Origin of the sequence: Nocardioides sp. (genome assembly GCF_030655615.1) — a bacterium.
Lineage (GTDB): Bacteria > Actinomycetota > Actinomycetes > Propionibacteriales > Nocardioidaceae > Nocardioides.
This window is the reverse complement of record NZ_JAURVJ010000213.1, coordinates 17,052-34,603: the sequence shown is the minus strand read 5'-3', so window position 1 is coordinate 34,603 and position 17,552 is coordinate 17,052. Positions and strand designations below refer to the sequence as shown.

Genomic DNA, 17,552 nt, shown 5'->3' with positions numbered 1-17,552 from the left:
GCAGCGAAGGAGGAGTCGGCGCATCATGACCGCCTCACCATAGCCGGTCACCCGGGACGCCTGATCGGTACGGTGCTCGGATGGTGGACGGGCACGCTGACGGGCACGCTGACGGGGACAGCCACGAGACACCGGACGAGAAGGTCACCCGCAACTGGAACGAGCTGCTCCAGGAGCTGCGGGTGACCCAGACCGGGTCGCAGATCCTGGCCGGGTTCCTGCTGACGGTGCCGTTCTCGAGCCGGTACGCCGACCTCACCGACGGCCAGGTCCGCGTCTACCTCGCGGTGCTCTGCGGGTCGGTGCTGTCGACCGGCTTCGTCGTGGCACCCGTCGCGTTCCACCGGATGCTGTTCCGGCGCGGCCAGCGGCGCTGGATCGTCGAGTCGGCCAACAAGGCCGCCCGGGCCGGGCTCGGGATGCTCGCGCTCACCAGCTCCGGGGTGCTCTACCTGGTCTTCGACGTCACCGTGGGCACCGTGCCGGCGCTGGTGGCGTTCGGGGTCGCGCTGGTCTTCTTCACGCTGCTGTGGCTGGTGCTGCCCGTCGTACGGCGCGAGGAGGCGTGACCGGCACCTTCGCGAACGACGAGGACGAAACGACGTGTGGCCCGCGGCTTGCGCCACGGGCCACACGCTTCCCCGCCTCCCCTAGGCGGCGGGGTGGGTACTACGCGGGGATGTTCGCCGTGATGGTGGCGACGCCGATCTTGGTGGAGCCGGAGAGCGCGTCGACACCAAAGGTGTCGTTGAGCAGCGTGGCCGCACCGTCGGTGAGGAACACGCCGGAGCCGCTCAGGACGGCCTCGCCGTTGTCGAAGGTCGGGGTCTTGAGGGTGCGACCGTCGAGACGCAGGATCGGGATGCTGGTCGCAGCGACCTTGCCGTCGACGGCGACGTCGCCGTAGACGAGCGAGACGGTCGGGTCGACGTTGAAGTTGCCGACGGTGACGGTGACGCCACCAGCGGTCAGCGACAGGCCGGAGCCCTCGTGCTGGACCTGACCGACGACGTAGCGCGGGACGGCGTCCTTCTCGAAGACGGTGACGTTGCCGCCGGTGATCGGGAAGATGATGGAGCCGTCCTCGATCGTCGCGGTGCCGAAGGGCGTGGGCTCGACGCCGAGGCCGCCCAGGGCCTCGAGGGTCGCGCCGTCGAGCTTGACGGCGGTGGTGCCCTTGTCAGTGCTGAGGTCGGTGATCGAGGCGATCGGCTCGGGGCGGGCGCTGCTGCTGCTGCCGCCGTCGCTGCTCTCGTCGTCGCTGCCACAGGCGGCGAGCGGGACGGCGAGCAGGGCGAGGCCGGCGATCGAGGCCAGGGTCTTGGTGAAGCGCTTGCGGGGCGTGGAGTTCATGAGAACTCCTCTCACGTTCGGAGGGGGTGTGGACGGGAGGTTGTTCGGGGGCACGGACCGGGGGGATTGGTGACGTGCGCCTCAGTCACCCCCACAGGTGGAAGACAGCGCCGCGCGTGCCACTCTCTGCCACCCTCCGCCACCACCCTGCCGCCCAGTCCGCGCGCTAGCGTCGACGCATGGCTCGCCTGCTCGTCGTGCACCACTCCCCCACGCCCCTCGTGCGCGCGCTGAGCGACGCGGTCGTCGCGGGGGCGAACGACGACGCGATCGAGGGCGTCGAGGTCGTCGTACGACCGGCGCTCGAGGCGACGGCCGACGACGTCCTGGCCGCCGACGGCTACCTGCTCGGCACGACGGCCAACTTCGGCTACATGAGCGGGGCGCTCAAGCACTTCTTCGACACGATCTTCCTCGAGGCCGGCGGGGCGCTGAGCGACGACGGCTCGGGCGCCGCGGCCGGCGGGGGCAGGAAGCCCTACGGGCTGTGGGTGCACGGCCGCTACGACACGACCGGGGCGGTGCGCAGCGTCCAGTCGATCGTGCAGGCGCTGCCGTGGACGCAGGCGGCAGGCGTGCTCGAGGTGCTGGGCGAGGTCGGCGACGCGGAGCACGAGGAAGCCTACGAGCTGGGCGGGACGCTCGCCGCCCTCCTGGCCTGACCAGCCGCAGGTAGCATCGCCCCTCGTGGCAACCGGGGCTCGCAGGACCAGGATCGCAGCGGCGGTCGTGCTGCTCGTGACCCTCGGCGTCCTGACGGCCTGCGGCGAGCCGGAGGACCCGAAGGAGCCCGGCGCCGACCCGGCCCAGGTCGACTCGGTGCGGACCCCGATGCGCGGCGCGTGCCGCCAGCTGACCCTCGAGGACGTCGCCGCCCCGACCAACGCGAGCAAGGTCGTGCCGTGCGACGGCAAGCACACGGCCGAGACGTTCGCGGTGGGCGACCTGCCCGCCGAGCTCAACGACGCGGCCTACGACTCTCCCGAGGTCGGTGCGTTCGCCTACGAGACGTGCGACACCGGGCTGCAGGAGTTCCTCGGCGCCGACGAGAGCCTCGCGCTGCGCACGGTGCTCAGCTGGGCGTGGTTCCGGCCGTCCGAGAAGGCGTGGGACGAGGGCGCGCGGTGGTACCGCTGCGACGTCGTCGGCGGTGGCGAGCAGAGTGCCTCGCTGGTGTCGCTCCCGCCGACGGCCAAGGGCGTGCTCGAGGGCCGGCCGGACGACCGGTGGCTGGCGTGCGTCGACGGCCCGACCGTGGCTGACTCGGTCAAGATCCCGTGCACGCAGCCGCACGACTGGCGTGCCGTCACCACGATCAAGCTCGGCGAGGACGCCGACCCCTACCCCGGGGACCGGCTGTCCGAGGTCCGCTCGCGCGACTTCTGCAAGAAGTCGGTGCTGGCCTACCTCAACTACCCGCCCCAGTACGACTTCGGCTTCACCTGGTTCCACGAGGCGGAGTGGGACGCCGGCAACCGCCGCTCGATCTGCTGGGCGCGCACCAGTGACTAGCCGCCGCACCCTGCCTCGTACGGCGGCCGCTGCGGTCGTGCTGGCCGTCGCCGGGTCCGTGGCCGGCTGCTCGGGCGACGACGACACCCCCGACCCAGCGCCGACGTCGACTCCGACCGCCACCGCCACGCCGCCGACGCCGCCGCCGCGCGCCACGCCGGCGCGGGTACCGGCTGCGGCCGCCTGCTACCGGCTGACCTACCGCCAGGCGGTCTCGCCGACCAACGGCGCGCCGGCCGTCTCGTGCCGCCAGCCCCACACGTCGCAGACCTATGCCGTCGGCCGCGTCGACAACGTCGTCGGCGGGCACCTGCTGGCGATCGACTCGACCCGGGTGCAGGAGGGCGTGGCCACGACGTGCCCTGACGCCCTCGGCGAGGTCGTCGGCGGGACGCTCGAGGACCAGCGGCTCAGCATGCTGCGCTCGGTGTGGTTCACGCCGAGCCTGGACCAGGCGGCCAAGGGCGCCGCCTGGTACCGCTGCGACGTCGTCGCGCTCGCCGGCGCCGAGGACCTCGTCGACGTGCGCGGGTCGCTCGCCGGCGTGCTCGCGACGACGGAGGGTCGTGACCGCTACGGCATGTGCGGCACCGCCAGCCCGGGGGCGCGGAGCTTCGAGCGCGTCCCCTGCAGCGCCGCCCACACCTGGCGGGCGTTCTCGGTGATCGACCTCGACCCCGGCCGCTACCCCGGTGCGCAGGCCGTCGACGAGGCCGGCTCCGGGTGCGAGGACGCCGCCGCCGGCGTCGCCGCCGACCCGCTCGACTACGAGTGGGCCTACGAGGGACCCGACGCCGACCAGTGGGCCGCCGGCCAGACGTTCATCCGGTGCTGGGCGCCTGATCCGGCGTAGTCGTCGGTGTGGTCGGCATACCCCCCGGGGGTGTCGGATTCCCCGGCCGGCCGGGGATTCCGACCGTTGTCAGGGGTTACAACCCCAGACAAGGGTCGGTTATCCCTGACCGCCCGGGGCGCGTCACCCGTCGACGCGGCGCGCGAGGTAGAGGACCGTCACGTAGTGCTCCTCGAGCTCACCGCCGCACGCGTCGGCCGCTGCGGCGACCTGGTCGACCAGCGCCGGCGGCCATCGCGGGAACGTCGTGAAGAGGTCGCGTACGCCGGCCGTGGTCAGCGTGGTCGTCCAGCGGACGACCAGTGGCTCGACGGTCGTGAAGAGGCCGCCGGCCTCGAGCTCGGCCCGTCGCTGCTCGAGCCGCAGCACCGCCGGCACCGCCCCGCCGTCGCCGATCCCGCCGGCACGGCTGATCTCGGCGACCCGGTCGCGGAACGGGGTGGGGACGTCGCGGTCGCCGTGCACGGTCCACCAGGCGGCGAGGTGGCCGCCGGGCCGCAGCGCTGCGTGCACGCGCGGCAGCACGACGTCGAGATCGAGCCAGTGCAGCGCGGTGGCGGCGACCACGAGGTCGACGCCGTGCGGGTACGGCGCCGTCTCGGCCACGCCGGCGACGAGCTCGACCTCGGGGAGCCGGTCGTGCAGCAGCCGGGCGAGGTCGGGGCCCGGCTCGACGGCCGTGACGCGCGCCCCGCGTCGTACGAGCTCGGCGGTCGCGAGCCCGGAGCCGGCGCCGAGCTCGAGGACGTGGTCACCGGGCGCGAGCGGCAGGGCGTCGTAGACCTGCTGCGGGTACGGCGGGCGGCCGCGGTCGTAGACCTCGGCGACCCGGTCGAAGTGCTCGCTCACGCCGCTCGACGACCGGGCGACTCAGAAGCCGAGCTTGCGCAGCTGGCGTGGGTCCTTCTGCCAGTCCTTGGCGATCTTGATCTGGAGGTCGAGGTAGACCGGCGTGCCGAGTAGGGCCTCGATCTGCAGGCGGGCGCGGCGGCCGACGTCCTTGAGGCGGGCGCCCTTGTGGCCGATCATGATCCCCTTCTGGGAGTCGCGCTCGACGTAGAGGTTGGCGTAGATGTCGAGCAGCGGCTTGTCGGCGGGGCGGTCCTCGCGCAGGTTCATCTCGTCGACGACGACGGCGATCGAGTGCGGCAGCTCGTCGCGCACGCCCTCGAGCGCGGCCTCGCGGATGAGCTCGGCGACGATGATCTCCTCGGGGGCGTCGCTGAGGTCGCCGTCAGGGTAGAGCTGCGGTCCCTCGGGCAGCAGCCCGACGAGGAGGTCGGCGAGCAGCTGGACCTGGTGTCCTGCGTGGGCGGAGACCGGGACGACCTCAGCCCAGTCGGTGCCGGTCGCCGCACCGAGGGCCGCGATGTCCTGCAGGTGCTGGCCCAGCTGGTCGGGCGTCGCGAGGTCGGTCTTGGTGGCGATCGCGACCTTGATGGTGCGCTTGACCTTGCCCATCTCGTTGACGATGAACCGGTCGCCGGGCCCGATCTTCTCGTTGGCCGGGAAGCAGACCGCGACGACGTCGACCTCGGCCAGCGTCGTCTTGACCAGGTCGTTGAGGCGCTCGCCGAGCAGGGTGCGCGGGCGGTGCAGCCCGGGGGTGTCGACGAGGATCAGCTGCGCGTCGGGGCGGTGCACGATGCCGCGCACCACGGTCCGCGTGGTCTGCGGCTTGGAGCTCGTGATGACCACCTTGCTGCCGACGAGCGCGTTGGTGAGCGTCGACTTGCCGGCGTTGGGGCGGCCGACGAACGACGCGAACCCGCTCTTGTGGGCGGGCAGCGGCTCGGACTGCTCCGGCTCGCCGGGCTCGTCGGGCTCGTCGGGCTGGTCGGGCTGGTCGGGCTGGTCGGGGGTGGTCATGGCTGTGCTCCCTGCTGGGCGTCGTCGTAGGCCGCCCAGATCTCGTCGTCGGTCCTGCCGGCGGCCTTGCCCTCGCGCCAGATCGGCCCGGGGTCGACGGCGCGCGGCTGCCTCCCGGCGACCGCCCGCCAGTAGCCCATCACGTCGTACGCCGTGCTCGCCAGCTTGCGCTCACGCATGAGGTGCTTGCGGATCGCCCGCATCTGCGCGGACTCCCCCGCCATCCAGAAGTAGCCGTCGCCCTCCGGCCAGACGAGGTCGGTGACCACGTCGGCGAGCCGGCTCACGCCGTCACCCGGCTGGCCGAGCCAGTCGACCTCGAGGCCGGGCAGGTAGGTCGACATGTCGTCGGGCACCTCGGCCCAGGCCCGCGTCGGGACGTCGACCGTCTCGGCGATCCGGGCCATCGCCGGCAGCGCGGTGAGGTCACCGACGAGCATCAGCCACGCGGCGCCCTCGGGCATCGCGAACGACCCCTTGGGCTCGGTGATCGTCACGGTCTGCCCGGCGCACTCGCCCGCCGCCCACTCGGTCACGAGCCCGACGTCGTGCACCACGACGTCGAGCGAGAGCTCGGTGCCGGTCCACTCGCGGACGGTGTAGTACCGGCTCTGGAACTGCCCCGGCACCGTCAGCCCGACCCACTCGTCGGGCACGCCGGTGCTGGTGAACCCGGCCAGACCGGGCCCGCCGAGCACGAGCCGCACGAGGTGGGCTGCCAGCGGCGTGCGCGACAGCACCTCCGCGTCGTACGTCGCTGCCCGAGTGCTCATCGGACAACCGTAGTGGTCACCAGGTGGGGCGCAGCGGGAACCCGTCGGCACCGTCGTCGTGGGTGCGGACCGCGAGCACCTGGTGCAGCTGCACCTCGTTGCGCTCGAAGCCCACGCGGCACGCGGCCATGTAGAGACCCCAGACCCGGGCGGTGCCGAGGCCGACCTCCTCGACGCACTCGTCCCAGTGCTCGACGAGGTTGCGGTTCCAGTCGCGCAGGGTGAGGGCGTAGTGCAGGCGGAGGTTCTCGGAGTGCATGACCTCGAGGCCGGCGTCCTGGGCCTCGGTGATGAGGCGGCCCGAGCCGGTGAGCTCGCCGTCGGGGAAGACGTAGCGGTCGATGAACGCACCGGTGCGGGCCGGCAGGTTGTCGTGGCGGGTGATGCAGTGGTTGAGCAGCCGGCCGCCGGGCTTGAGCTTGCCGCGCAGGAACGCGAAGTAGGCGGGCAGCTGCTTGATGCCGATGTGCTCGGTCAGGCCGATCGACGAGACGGCGTCGAAGTCCTCCTCGAGCACCTCGCGGTAGTCGAGGTGGCGCACCTCGGCGAGGTCGCCGAGACCGGCGGCGTCGATCGCCTGCTTGGCCCACTCGGCCTGCTGCCGGCTGAGTGTCACGCCGAGCGCCTTGACGCCGTACTCGCGGGCCGCGTGGATGACCATGCCGCCCCAGCCACACCCGACGTCGAGCAGCCGCTGGCCCGGCTGGAGGTCGAGCTTGCGCGCGACGAGGTCGAACTTCTCGGCCTGCGCCTCCTCGAGGGTGGCGTCGGCCGACGGGTAGACCGCACAGGTGTAGGCCATCGAGGGGCCGAGGACGTGGCGGTAGAACGTGTTGGAGACGTCGTAGTGGTGCGAGATCGCCTCGGCGTCGCGGGTCAGCGAGTGGCGGACGCCCTCCATCATCCGGCGCCAGCGCGGCAGGTGCTCCTGCGGCGGCGGGGGCGGCGGCTTGAGGTTGGAGATGCCGAGCCCGCGGACGATCGCGACGACCTCGGAGGCCGTGGGCGCACGGAACTTGGTGTGGTCCTTGAGCTTCTGCATGACCTCGTAGGGGTTGCCGGGGTGCTCGCCGTGGACGACGAGGTCGCCGGCGACGTAGGCCCGGGCCAGGCCCAGGTCGCCCGGGGCGGTGACGAGGTACTGCAGGCCGCGCTGGTTGACCAGCTCGAGGCCGATCTCGGCGTCCTCGGGCCCGGCGGCGCTGCCGTCGTAGGCCGTGAAGCGCAGCGGCATGCCGCCACGGGTCAGGTCGGCGACGACATCGGCGATCTTGAAGGCGGGGGTGGTGTTGCTCACGGTCGATCTCACTTCCTGCGGACGGTCTTGTCGTAGAGGTCGGTCAGGCGGTCGGCTGGGTCGTGCCGGGCCTTGACGGTCGCGAGGTGCGGCCCGTCGTAGAGGCGGTCGAAGGTCTCGCGGTCGTAGAACGCCTCGGAGTAGAGCGACTTGTGGCCGCCCAGCTCGTGCACGCGGGTCTCGATCGCCCGGTTGCGCGGCGCGTCGACGGCCTCGGGCCCGACGTGGACGGTGCCCCAGAAGCCGACGTTGACGTAGGGCTCCCCCGGCTCCAGCGGGTACGCCGGCCACGAGCGTCGGGCGACCAGCGGACACAGCCACACCGGGCGCATGCCGACCTCGGCGTCGAACCACTCGAGGAACGCGGCCAGCTGGCCCGTCGGGACCTCGATGTCCTGCACGACGCGCTCGCGCTGCGGGCGGCCGGCCCGACGGTCGAGCCGGTCGGCGATGTCGAAGCGCCGGTCGAGGGCGAGCAGCTTCATGTAGACGTCGGAGCGCCGCAGGCTGCGCGGCCAGAACCGGCGGACGCGCGGGTTCTGGGCGCCGAACGCGCCGGAGCACCAGAACCAGTCGGTGTCCCAGCGCCACAGGTAGTCGTACATCGTCAGCAGGTCGGTCTCGCGCTCCTGGAGCGAGCGGAAGAACACCTGCTGACCGGCGTAGTCGGACGGCGTCTCGCCACCCGGCGCATCGGTCCAGCGGGCCAGCGTCAGGTAGAGCTCGTCGGGGCTGAAGGCGACGCCGTCGAGCCCGTCGACCCGCTCGCCCGCGTGCTCACCGGTGGCGACGATCGCCTCGATGGTCTTGGTGAGCAGGGCCGCGTCGTCGAACCGGACGTGGCGCAGGGCGACGTAGGCCGGCACGGGCTCGAGCTCGATCCGCAGCCGCGTGGCGTAGCCCAGGGACCCGTAGGAGTTGGGGAACGCGTCGAACAGCTCCTCGCCCGGGCGGGTCGTGACGACCTCGCCGGAGCCGGTGAAGACGTCCATCTCGAGCACCGACTCGTGCGGCAGCCCGTTGCGGAAGCTGGTCGACTCGATGCCGAGGCCGGTGACCGCGCCGCCCAGCGTGATCGTGCGCAGCTGCGGGACGACCAGCGGGATCAGGCCGTGCGCGAGCGTCGCGTCGACGAGGTCCTCGTAGGTGCACATGCCCTGCACCTCGGCCGTCCGCGCCTCGGCGTCGACCTCGATCACGCCGGTCAGCCCCGAGACGTCGAGGCCGGGCGCCGTGGTCGCGGCCCGCACGCGGAAGAGGTTGGTCGTCCGTTTCGCGAGCCGTACCGGCTGGCCCGCCGGGATGTCGTCGTAGGACGCCGCGAGACGCGCGACGGCTTCCTCGTGCTGCTTCCAGGTCCCCACGTGACCTCTAACCCTCACCCACGGGAACTTACTCCCGTCGGTCTTCGTTCGCATCGCGGGCCACGGCCGGGGCCGGGCGCAGAGACGTGGGACACGTCGCGATGACCGGCCGGTGGAGACTCCTAGGAGACCAGGTTGCCCCGCGCGTCGGCGAGGTGCACGACGACGTCGGGGCCGGCGTACTCCTCGAGGACGGCGCGGTCGGGCTCGGTCAGCGCCGTCGCGTCGCCGAGCACCACCGCGGCGGCGAGCCCGCGCGAGCCGGAGGCGACCGCCATCGCGACGCACACCTGGACGGCCGTCAGCTGCAACGTGTCGAGGTCGACGGTGGCGGCGGCGTAGGTGCGGCCGTCGTGGTCGCGCACGGCGGCCCCCTCGGCGGCCTGGGTGCGGGCGCGGGTGGCACGGGCGAGCGTGACGAGCTTGGCGTCCTCGGATGAGAGTTCCACGTCCGTCAGGGTAGAGAGAGCCCGGACGGCATCGACAGGACCCCGTGCGGCACGGCGATCCCGACCGACGCGGCGAGCCGCTCGAGGAGCGCCTCGGGCCCCGTCGGTACGACGACCGCGGCCGCGCCCGGTGACTCGCTGGACTCGGCGGGTCTGAGCCGTTGCAGCCACTCGAGCGGCGAGGGCGACGGCAGCCGGACGTCGTCGGGGTCGAGGCCGGCCAGGGTGCAGGCCCGTTCGAGCGCCAGCCGGGTGCCGCCGAGGTGGTCGACGAGACCGCGATCGTGGGCGTCGGTGCCGAGCCAGACGCGGCCGCGGGCGAGCGGCTCGAGGACGGCGAGGTCGAGGCCGCGGTCGTCGGCGGCCTTGGTGGTGAAGTCGGCGTAGACCTCGTCGAGCCAGGCGTCGAGCACCTGCCACTCCTCGTCGGTGAACCGCTGCCCGGGCGCGAGGAAGCCCGCGCGCGGACCGGCGTCGACGGCCTCGTGCACGATGCCGACCCGGTCGAGGAGCCGCTCGACGACCATCTTGCCGGCGAGGACGCCGATCGACCCGGTGAGCGTCGTCGGCTGCGCGACGATCTCGTCGCAGGGCATCGCGACGAAGTAGCCACCGGACGCCGCGGCCGTGCCCATCGTCGCGACGACGGGGCGCCCGCTCTCGCGGAGCCGGAGGACCTCGCGGCGGATCGCGTCGCTGGCGACGTAGGAGCCACCGGGGCTGTCGACCCGCAGCACGACCGCCTTGACGTCGTCGTCGCGGCCGGCCTCGCGGAGCCGGGCGCCGACGCGGTCGGCGCCGGCCTGGGCACCGGTGCCCGGGCCGAGCACGATCGGTCCGGTGACGTCGACGACCGCGACGACCGGTCGGTGGCGGTGGGTGAGGGCCGCGAGCCGGTCGCCGCCGGCCTGCTGGGCGTGGGCCCAGCGGTGGACGTAGGTCGGCTGCCACTGCGGCGTCCACGTCTCCCGGGCATGCGCGTAGACCTCGTCGCGGTAGCCGACGTGGTCCACCAGCCCGGCCGCGAGCGCCGCGGCCGACGAGAGCGGTGCTCTCGCCATCGCGTCCCGTACGTCGTCGGGGGTCAGTGAACGCCGTGCCGCCACCCGGGCGACGGTGTCGTCCACGATCGCGTCGGCGAGACGTTGCACCATCTCGCGGTTGGCGGCGCTGACCTCGGTGGCGGCGAGCTGGTCGGCCGCCGACTTGTACTCGTGCCGCTTGGCGAACTCCGGGTCGACCCCCAGCTTCTCCAGGCCCCCGCGGAGCAGGGTGATGCCGAGGTGGACTCCGGTGAGGCCGAGCGCGCCGGACGGCTGCACCCAGACCTCGCGCGCGTTGACCGCGACGCGGTAGGCCGCGAGCCCGCTCGTCAGCTCGCCGAACGTCGCGGTCCAGGCGATCGACGGCTTGTCCTGCGAGAAGTCTGCGAGCATCGCGCCGACCTCGTCGGCCACCGCGAGCGACAGCGGGCAGGTCCCGACGTGCACGAGGAGCCCGAGGACGTCGTCGTCCCCCGCCGCCCGACGCAGCCCGTCGCCGATGGCCCGCAGCGTCGGGGCCTGCCGCAGCCGGAGCGCCTCCAGCGGGTGCCGGGGCGGCCCGGTCTGGACGCCGTGGCTGAGGTCGAGCTCGAGCACGGTCCTCGGGCCCCGGGAGCCGAGGCCGGGCAGGGCGCGGAGGCCGGGGATCGGAAGTGAGCGGAGGTCCATCCCACGAGCCTAGGTCGCGGTCAGCTGGCCGCCATCGCTCCCGGCAGGACGCGTACGCCGGCGAGGAACGCGACCATGTCGGCGACGTCGAACCCGGCGGCGACGGGGTACTGCACGGTGAGCCACTCCCCGTTGTCGCGCTCGACGCGGATCTGGGTCGCGCCCGCGTCGGCCGGTGTCAGGTAGAAGGTGCGGCCATCGAGGTCGAGGGGCGTCGCGGCGTCGCCGGGCAGTGCCTCGTCGGGCGAACCGAGCAGCACCATGAGCCGGCCGGAGAACCCGCCGGTCAGGTCGGCGTCGCTGCCGTCGCGGGCGAACATGACGTAGGGCTCCTGGCCGCCGACCAGGTACCACCCCCTCGGGGGCGGCGGCACGTCGAAGAACGGCGTGTGGACCAGGGTGGCCGGGTCGACCGGCGCGGCGGTGACGGTCTCGTGGGGGGTCGCGGGCGGGGTGGTGGGTGGCGCCGTCGGCCGGCTCGTCGGCGGGTCGGAGGTCGGCGCCACCGACGACGTGGCGAAACCGGACGACCCGGCGTCACCGTCGTCCCCGGTCACGACGGCGTAGCCACCGACGGTGACGGCGACGACGGCCGCTGCGGCGCCGACGGCGGCGAGGACCGCCCGCCGGTGGTGGGCCGCGGCGCGTCCCCGGGCCAGGTCGGCGGCGACGTCGACGGGGACGGTGATGTCGCTGACCTCGTGGAGCAGCTGCTTGATGTCGGTCACGGGCCCACTTCCTCGTAGTCGATGTCGGTGCCGAGCAGCTCACGGAGCCGCGTCAGCGCCTTGGCGTTCTGGGACTTGACGGTGCCCTCGGTGATCCCGAGCGCGTCGGCGGTGCCGGCCACGTCGTGGTCGAGGAAGTGCCGCAGCACGACGACGGCCCGCTGCCGTGGCGGCAGGGCGGCGAGAGCGGCGAACACGGTCGCGCGGACGTCGTGCTCGGCCATCTGGTCGCCGGGCCGCGGCCCGTCGGCGTCGTGGTCGGAGACGACCTCGCGCCGACGGTGCGCCCGCCGGCGCTCGTCGAGGAACACGTTGGTCAGGGCCCGCATGCCGTAGCCGACCGGGTCCTCGACCCGGCTGACCCGCCCCCACCTCAGGTAGAGCCGGACGAGCACGGTCTGCACGAGGTCCTCGGCCTCGGCGTACGCCCCGCCGGTGAGCAGCAGTGCTGCGCGCACCATCCGGACGCGGTGCGCGGCGACGTACGCGCTGAACTCCGCGTCGCGGTCCTGCGTCCTCACCCGGCCTCCCCGTGCCTGTCACCCCATGAACGGGTGCGGAGCGTCGTGAGGTTGCCTCGGATCTCGGACCGGCCGGATCAGGGGTGTCCGGCGTCGACAGCCGTGGCGTCGGCGTCCTCGACGACCGGCTCGACCACGGTGCGCCGGATGAGGACGGTGCCGATCTTGTTGCGGCGCCCGGCGGTGTCCTCAGCCTCGAACCGCAGGCCGTGGGCGTCGACGTGGGAGCCCGGGATCGGGACGCGGCCGAGGTGCTTGGCCATCAGGCCGCCGACGCTGTCGACGTCCTCCTCCTCGACGTCGAAGCCGAAGAGCTCGTCGAGGTCGTCGACGGGGTAGCGCGACGAGACCCGGTAGCCCGCTGGGCTCCCGTCGGCGGTCGTGGGCAGCGCCTCGACCTCGATCTCGTCCTGGTCGTACTCGTCGGTGATCTCGCCGACGATCTCCTCGAGGAGGTCCTCGATCGTGATGAGGCCGGCGGTGCCGCCGTACTCGTCGACCACGACGGCGATGTGGGTGCGACCGGCCTGCATCTCGCGGAGCTGGTCGTCGACCGGCTTGGACTCGGGCACCCACGCGACGGGCCGCATGACCTCCTCGACCTGCTGGGTCAGCTCGACGTCGGGTGCCTCGAAGTCGCGGCGCACGAGGTCCTTGAGGTAGGCGAAACCCCTGATGTCGTCGAGGTTCTCGCCGATGACGGGCAGGCGGGAGAACCCGCTGCGGAGGAACAGCGACATGGTCTGGCGCAGGTTCTTGTAGTGCTCGATGTAGACGACGTCGCCGCGCGGGACCATGACCTCGCGGACGGTGGTGTCGCCGAGCTCGAAGACGGAGTGGATCATCTTGCGCTCGTCGGCCTCGATGAGCGCGGACGCCTCGGCGATGTCGACCATCTCGCGCAGCTCGGTCTCGGACGAGAACGGGCCCTCGCGGAAGCCCTTGCCGGGGGTGAGGGCGTTGCCGAGCAGGATCAGGAGGCCGGACAGCGGGCCGAGCACCGTGGTGAAGACCGCCAGGACCCCGGCGGAGTAGAGGGCGACCTGCTCGGAGTGCTGGCGGCCGATGGTGCGTGGGCCCACGCCGATGACGACGAACGACACGACCAGCATCACGCCGATCGCGGTGAGGACGCTGACCCACCACGGCCCGTCGAGGGCCTGGTCGAGCTCGAGGGTGACCAGCACGATGGCGGCGATCTCGCAGAGCAGGCGCAGCAGCAGTGCGGTGTTGAGGTGGCGCGGCGCGTCCTCGAGCAGCACCAGGAGCTGCTTGGCGCCGGCGCGCTCCTCGTGCGCGAGCTCGGCGGCCCGGGCCTTGGAGAACGAGCCGAGCGCGGCGTCGACCGCGCTGAACACCCCGGCCAGCCCGACGAGCAGGGCCGCGACCAGCAGGGTGATGGTGCCGGTCACCGGCTGCGCCACTCCCCGAGCAGGCGGTCCTGGAGGCCGAACATCTCCGCGTGCTCCTCGGGCTCGGCGTGGTCGTAGCCGAGCAGGTGGAGGATGCCGTGGACCGTCAGCAGCTCGATCTCGGCGAGGGTGCCGTGACCGGCCGTCTCGCCCTGCTGCTCGGCGATCTGCGGGCACAGCATGATGTCGCCGAGGACGCCCTCCTCGGGCTCTTCGTCGACCAGGCCCGGACGCAGCTCGTCCATGGGGAAGGCGAGCACGTCGGTCGGGCCCTCCTTCTCCATCCACTTCTCGTTGAGCTCGGTGATCGTGGCCTCGTCGACGGCCTTGATGCAGAGCTCGGCGAGCGGGTGGACCCGCATGGAGTCCATGACGAAGCGGCTCAGCTGAGCCAAGTGCTTGACGTCGATGCCGGTCCCCGACTCGTCGAGGATCTCGATGGTCATCTCCGACTCACCGCTGGTTCTCCTTGGCGGTGGCGATGCCGCCACGGGTGTCGAACTCGTCGTAGGCCGCCACGATCTTGCCGACCAGGCGGTGCCGGACGACGTCGTGGCTGGTGAGGCGCTGGAACGAGATGTCCTCGACGTCGTCGAGGATGCCCTCGATGATGCGCAGCCCCGACTTGATGTTGCCCGGCAGGTCGACCTGGGTGATGTCGCCGGTGACGACGATCTTGGAGCCGAAGCCCAGGCGGGTCAGGAACATCTTCATCTGCTCGGGCGTCGTGTTCTGCGCCTCGTCGAGGATGATGAAGCTGTCGTTGAGGGTGCGACCTCGCATGTAGGCCAGCGGGGCGACCTCGATCGTCCCGGCGGCGAGCAGCTTGGGGATCGTCTCGGGGTCGATCATGTCGTGCAGGGCGTCGTAGAGCGGCCGCAGGTAGGGGTCGATCTTCTCGCTCAGCGTGCCGGGGAGGTAGCCGAGGCTCTCGCCGGCCTCGACCGCCGGACGGGTCAGGATGATGCGGTTGACCTGCTTGGCCTGCAGCGCCTGCACGGCCTTGGCCATCGCGAGGTAGGTCTTGCCGGTGCCGGCGGGTCCGATGCCGAAGGTGATCGTGTTCTTGTCGATCGAGTCGACGTAGCGCTTCTGGTTGAGCGTCTTGGGCCGGATCGACCGGCCGCGGTTGCTCAAGATGTTGAGCGACAGCACGTCGGCCGGGCGCTCGGTGGTCTCGGTGCGCAGCATCTCGATCGCGCGCTCGACGGTCTCGGACGTGACGCCCTGGCCGGTGCGGATGATCGTGACCAGCTCGTCGAGCAGCCGCTCGGCGAGCGCGACCTCGCCGGGGTCGCCCTTCATGGTGATCCGGTTGCCGCGGACGTGGATCTCGGCCTTGAAGCCGCCCTCGATGATCCCGAGGTACTCGTCCCCCGGTCCGAGCAGGCTGACCATGTCGATGCTGTTGGGGACCACGACGGTGTGGCGTGTCTGGAGGTCTCCGGTGGGGTTCGAGTCAGTCATGGGTGCCCGGGACGGGCGGCCTTTCGTCGGGGAGGTGGGGCGGTCGTGCGTGGCTCCATCGTACGTCGGTCGGCCGGGCGGGCGCCCGCGAGATAGTCACCCCGTCGGACGAGGCGTCAGCGATCCCTCAGCGCCACCACAGCCGATGGACGTACGGTGGGCCCATGCGGGATGAGTACGTCGACGAGTTCGACGAGGACTACGCGCCCGACGACGACACCCCGCCCTACTGGTTCCCCGGCGGCCACCTCCCCGACGACGCCCGCAAGATGGGCCTCACCCACAACGTTCCCGACGGCGCCCTCCTCGACTTCGCCGGCAACCTCGACGGCGCCAAGCCCCTCCACCGGATCACCGCCTGGGTGCTCCTGGTGATCTTCGGCCTGCCGGTCGTGTTCGCGCTGATGCGGGTCTGGTACGCCTTCACCTGACCCGCACCACCTCACGGTGGTCGAGCCGACGGGCCGGCTACGGCTCGGCGTGTCGAGTCCCCCGCAACCGGCACGCCGGAGCTGACCGACCTCCAGCACGGTGGTCGAGCCGACGGGCCGGCTACGGCCCGGCGTGTCGAGACCCCCTCAACCGGTACGCCGGAGCCGACCGACTCCCCAGCACGGTGGTCGAGCCGACGGGCCGGCTACGGCCCGGCGTGTCGAGACCCCCACAATCGGCACGCCGGAGCCGACCGACTCCCCAGCACGGTGGTCGAGCCGACGGGCCGGCTACGGCCCGGCGTGTCGAGACCCCCGCAGCCGGTGCGCCGGACCGGGCCACACAGTGGTTGAGGAGGACGCCCGCGGCCGTCACGAGACCCCGTCAGAAAGTCGAGATCGACGTGCAGACAACCTCGAACACACTAGCGAATTGTCGGTGGCGACTTCTAGAATCAGACCATGGCCAGCACCCACCGGACCACCCGCACCTCGAGCAGCGACCCGCTGCTCGAGTCGGTCCGAGGCGCCTGTCTCGACATCAGTCGCGACGAGGTCAACAAGCTCAACGCCGTCCTCGACTGGGCCGCCGCGCACACCGCTGGCGACACCGAGGCCGCTGAGCTCCACGACTGGAACGACGAACCACCCCTGCAGCTCGCCGGCGCCGGAGCACCCGTGGTCGCCGAGTACGCCGCCCTCGACCTCGCGCTGTCCATCGGCCGCTCGTCCGACAGCGGGCTGGCCTACCTCGGCAAGGCCCTCGAGCTCCGCTACCGGCTGCCGCGGATCTACGCCCGCGTGGTCAAGCTGGAGATCCCGGTCTGGCTCGCCTTCCGCGTCGCTGAGCAGACCCGGCCACTGCCGATGGAGGGTGCCGCTGCGGTCGACAAGGCCCTGGCCGCGTTCCTGCACGGCTGCGCGTTCACCCAGATCGACCGGGCCGTGGACGCCGCCCGCGACGAGCACGACCCCCTCGAGGCCGAACGGCGTCGCCAGGCAGCAGCTGAGGGCCGGCATGCCGATGTCTACCTCGACGGCGTCTCCACCTCGGGGACCGTCGAGGTGTCCGCGACCCTCGACCTCGCCGACGCCCTCGACCTCGAAGCCGCGTTGAAGTCCGGCGCCCAGCAGTTGGCCGACCTCGGCTCCACCGAGACCCTCAACGTCCGCCGGTCCCAGGCGCTGGGTGAAATGGGCCGCCACCAGCTCGCCCTCGACCTGAACTCCACCCCGGGCAGTGGTCGTGGGGTGACGCTCTACGTCCACCTCGACGCCGAAGCTGCCGACCGTCCGGGGTTCGTGGACAACACCTGGTCCCCGGTCCTGCTCGAACAGATCCGCCAGTGGTGCCAGACCGCGGGCACCAAGATGACGGTCAAGCCGGTCATCGACCTCAACTCGAACCTCTCGACCGAGGCATACCGCCCCACCGAGGCCATCCGCGAACAGGTCCGCCTACGTGACGGGACGTGTGTGTTCCCGGGCTGCCACCGCCGCCACGTCGACCTCGACCACATCATCCCCTTCGACGCCGGCGGCCCCACGAGCGTCGAGAACCTCGCGATGTTGTGCCGGCGGCACCACCGTGCCAAGACCCACGGCACGTGGCGGTATCGCGTGGTGGAGCCCGGACTGTACGAGTGGACCAGCCCCACCGGGATTACCTACCTCGTCGACCGCCGCCGACGACGACCCTGAACGCCCCGACGACCCCGCATCCACCAGGCAGCGGGGCCATCGGTGCGCTCACCGTGTCCAACCTGGGTGCACCACGGTCTCGCTGACCCGTCGCACCAACGCGACGGGTC

19 protein-coding genes are annotated in these 17,552 nt (G+C 72.2%); 6 read left to right on the top strand and 13 right to left on the bottom strand.

The features are described 5' to 3' along the window. Nucleotides 1-80 precede the first annotated feature (80 nt). Nucleotides 81-569 (top strand): DUF6328 family protein, encoded by a 489-nt coding sequence (locus tag Q7T52_RS18665; RefSeq protein WP_304805052.1) that lies wholly within the window; start codon nt 81-83, stop codon nt 567-569. A gap of 100 nt (nt 570-669) precedes the next feature. On the opposite strand, the gene Q7T52_RS18660 is transcribed toward Q7T52_RS18665, so the two are convergent. After that, nucleotides 670-1,353 (bottom strand): hypothetical protein, encoded by a 684-nt coding sequence (locus tag Q7T52_RS18660; protein ID WP_304805051.1) that lies wholly within the window; start codon nt 1,351-1,353, stop codon nt 670-672. A gap of 179 nt (nt 1,354-1,532) precedes the next feature. On the opposite strand from Q7T52_RS18660, the gene Q7T52_RS18655 reads away from it, so the two are divergent. From Q7T52_RS18655 to Q7T52_RS18645, 3 genes are read left to right on the top strand one after another with little or no spacing between them, the layout of a single operon-like run. Beyond that, on the top strand, nt 1,533-2,015 hold the full coding sequence (locus Q7T52_RS18655) for a flavodoxin family protein (protein WP_304805050.1): 483 nt from the start codon (nt 1,533-1,535) through the stop codon (nt 2,013-2,015). A gap of 25 nt (nt 2,016-2,040) precedes the next feature. Next, nucleotides 2,041-2,865: a septum formation family protein gene (locus Q7T52_RS18650; RefSeq protein WP_304805049.1), complete on the top strand. Its 825-nt coding sequence runs from the start codon at nt 2,041-2,043 to the stop codon at nt 2,863-2,865. Continuing rightward, nucleotides 2,858-3,718 carry a septum formation family protein gene (locus Q7T52_RS18645; protein ID WP_304805048.1) on the top strand — a complete coding sequence of 287 codons (861 nt, stop codon included), beginning with the start codon at nt 2,858-2,860 and terminating at the stop codon, nt 3,716-3,718. Before Q7T52_RS18650 ends, Q7T52_RS18645 begins: the two co-directional genes overlap by 8 nt. Before the next feature lie 123 nt (nt 3,719-3,841). Here Q7T52_RS18645 and Q7T52_RS18640 read toward each other — a convergent pair whose 3' ends face one another. The 12 genes from Q7T52_RS18640 to Q7T52_RS18585 all read right to left on the bottom strand — a co-directional run bounded on the left by Q7T52_RS18640 (nt 3,842) and on the right by Q7T52_RS18585 (nt 15,310). Next, nucleotides 3,842-4,567, bottom strand: a complete 726-nt coding sequence (locus Q7T52_RS18640; RefSeq protein ID WP_304805047.1) for a class I SAM-dependent methyltransferase — start codon at nt 4,565-4,567, stop codon at nt 3,842-3,844. Nucleotides 4,568-4,588: 21 nt separating this feature from the next. Further along, nucleotides 4,589-5,587 carry a GTPase Era gene (gene era / locus Q7T52_RS18635; RefSeq protein ID WP_370692341.1) on the bottom strand — a complete coding sequence of 333 codons (999 nt, stop codon included), beginning with the start codon at nt 5,585-5,587 and terminating at the stop codon, nt 4,589-4,591. Then, the gene (locus Q7T52_RS18630) at nt 5,584-6,360 is read right to left on the bottom strand and encodes a siderophore-interacting protein (RefSeq protein ID WP_304805046.1); all 777 of its coding nucleotides are present in this window, start codon (nt 6,358-6,360) and stop codon (nt 5,584-5,586) included. Before Q7T52_RS18630 ends, era begins: the two co-directional genes overlap by 4 nt. Nucleotides 6,361-6,376: 16 nt before the next feature. Further along, nucleotides 6,377-7,657, bottom strand: coding sequence for a class I SAM-dependent methyltransferase (locus tag Q7T52_RS18625; protein WP_370692340.1), 1,281 nt, complete (start codon nt 7,655-7,657; stop codon nt 6,377-6,379). Between the two features lie 8 nt (nt 7,658-7,665). Then, nucleotides 7,666-9,021 carry an FAD-binding oxidoreductase gene (locus tag Q7T52_RS18620; RefSeq protein WP_304805045.1) on the bottom strand — a complete coding sequence of 452 codons (1,356 nt, stop codon included), beginning with the start codon at nt 9,019-9,021 and terminating at the stop codon, nt 7,666-7,668. A gap of 122 nt (nt 9,022-9,143) precedes the next feature. After that, nucleotides 9,144-9,479, bottom strand: a complete 336-nt coding sequence (locus Q7T52_RS18615) for a cytidine deaminase (protein ID WP_304805096.1) — start codon at nt 9,477-9,479, stop codon at nt 9,144-9,146. Continuing rightward, nucleotides 9,476-11,182, bottom strand: coding sequence for a signal peptide peptidase SppA (gene sppA, locus Q7T52_RS18610; protein ID WP_304805044.1), 1,707 nt, complete (start codon nt 11,180-11,182; stop codon nt 9,476-9,478). The genes Q7T52_RS18615 and sppA overlap by 4 nt, the downstream gene beginning before the upstream one ends. 20 nt (nt 11,183-11,202) lie before the next feature. After that, the gene (locus Q7T52_RS18605) at nt 11,203-11,910 is read right to left on the bottom strand and encodes a hypothetical protein (protein ID WP_304805043.1); all 708 of its coding nucleotides are present in this window, start codon (nt 11,908-11,910) and stop codon (nt 11,203-11,205) included. Then, the gene (locus Q7T52_RS18600) at nt 11,907-12,431 is read right to left on the bottom strand and encodes a SigE family RNA polymerase sigma factor (RefSeq protein ID WP_304805042.1); all 525 of its coding nucleotides are present in this window, start codon (nt 12,429-12,431) and stop codon (nt 11,907-11,909) included. The genes Q7T52_RS18605 and Q7T52_RS18600 overlap by 4 nt, the downstream gene beginning before the upstream one ends. A 77-nt stretch (nt 12,432-12,508) precedes the next feature. Continuing rightward, nucleotides 12,509-13,843 (bottom strand): hemolysin family protein, encoded by a 1,335-nt coding sequence (locus Q7T52_RS18595; protein WP_304805041.1) that lies wholly within the window; start codon nt 13,841-13,843, stop codon nt 12,509-12,511. Then, nucleotides 13,840-14,289, bottom strand: coding sequence for an rRNA maturation RNase YbeY (gene ybeY, locus Q7T52_RS18590; RefSeq protein WP_304805040.1), 450 nt, complete (start codon nt 14,287-14,289; stop codon nt 13,840-13,842). The genes Q7T52_RS18595 and ybeY overlap by 4 nt, the downstream gene beginning before the upstream one ends. A 7-nt stretch (nt 14,290-14,296) precedes the next feature. Then, complete coding sequence (locus Q7T52_RS18585) at nt 14,297-15,310, bottom strand: PhoH family protein (RefSeq protein ID WP_304805039.1); 1,014 nt, start codon at nt 15,308-15,310, stop codon at nt 14,297-14,299. Nucleotides 15,311-15,474: 164 nt separating this feature from the next. On the opposite strand from Q7T52_RS18585, the gene Q7T52_RS18580 reads away from it, so the two are divergent. Together Q7T52_RS18580 and Q7T52_RS18575 are read left to right on the top strand one after the other, a co-directional pair. Next, nucleotides 15,475-15,741 (top strand): hypothetical protein, encoded by a 267-nt coding sequence (locus Q7T52_RS18580; RefSeq protein ID WP_304805038.1) that lies wholly within the window; start codon nt 15,475-15,477, stop codon nt 15,739-15,741. 462 nt (nt 15,742-16,203) lie between these two features. After that, nucleotides 16,204-17,442, top strand: coding sequence for an HNH endonuclease signature motif containing protein (locus Q7T52_RS18575; protein WP_304805037.1), 1,239 nt, complete (start codon nt 16,204-16,206; stop codon nt 17,440-17,442). Nucleotides 17,443-17,552: the final 110 nt, after the last annotated feature.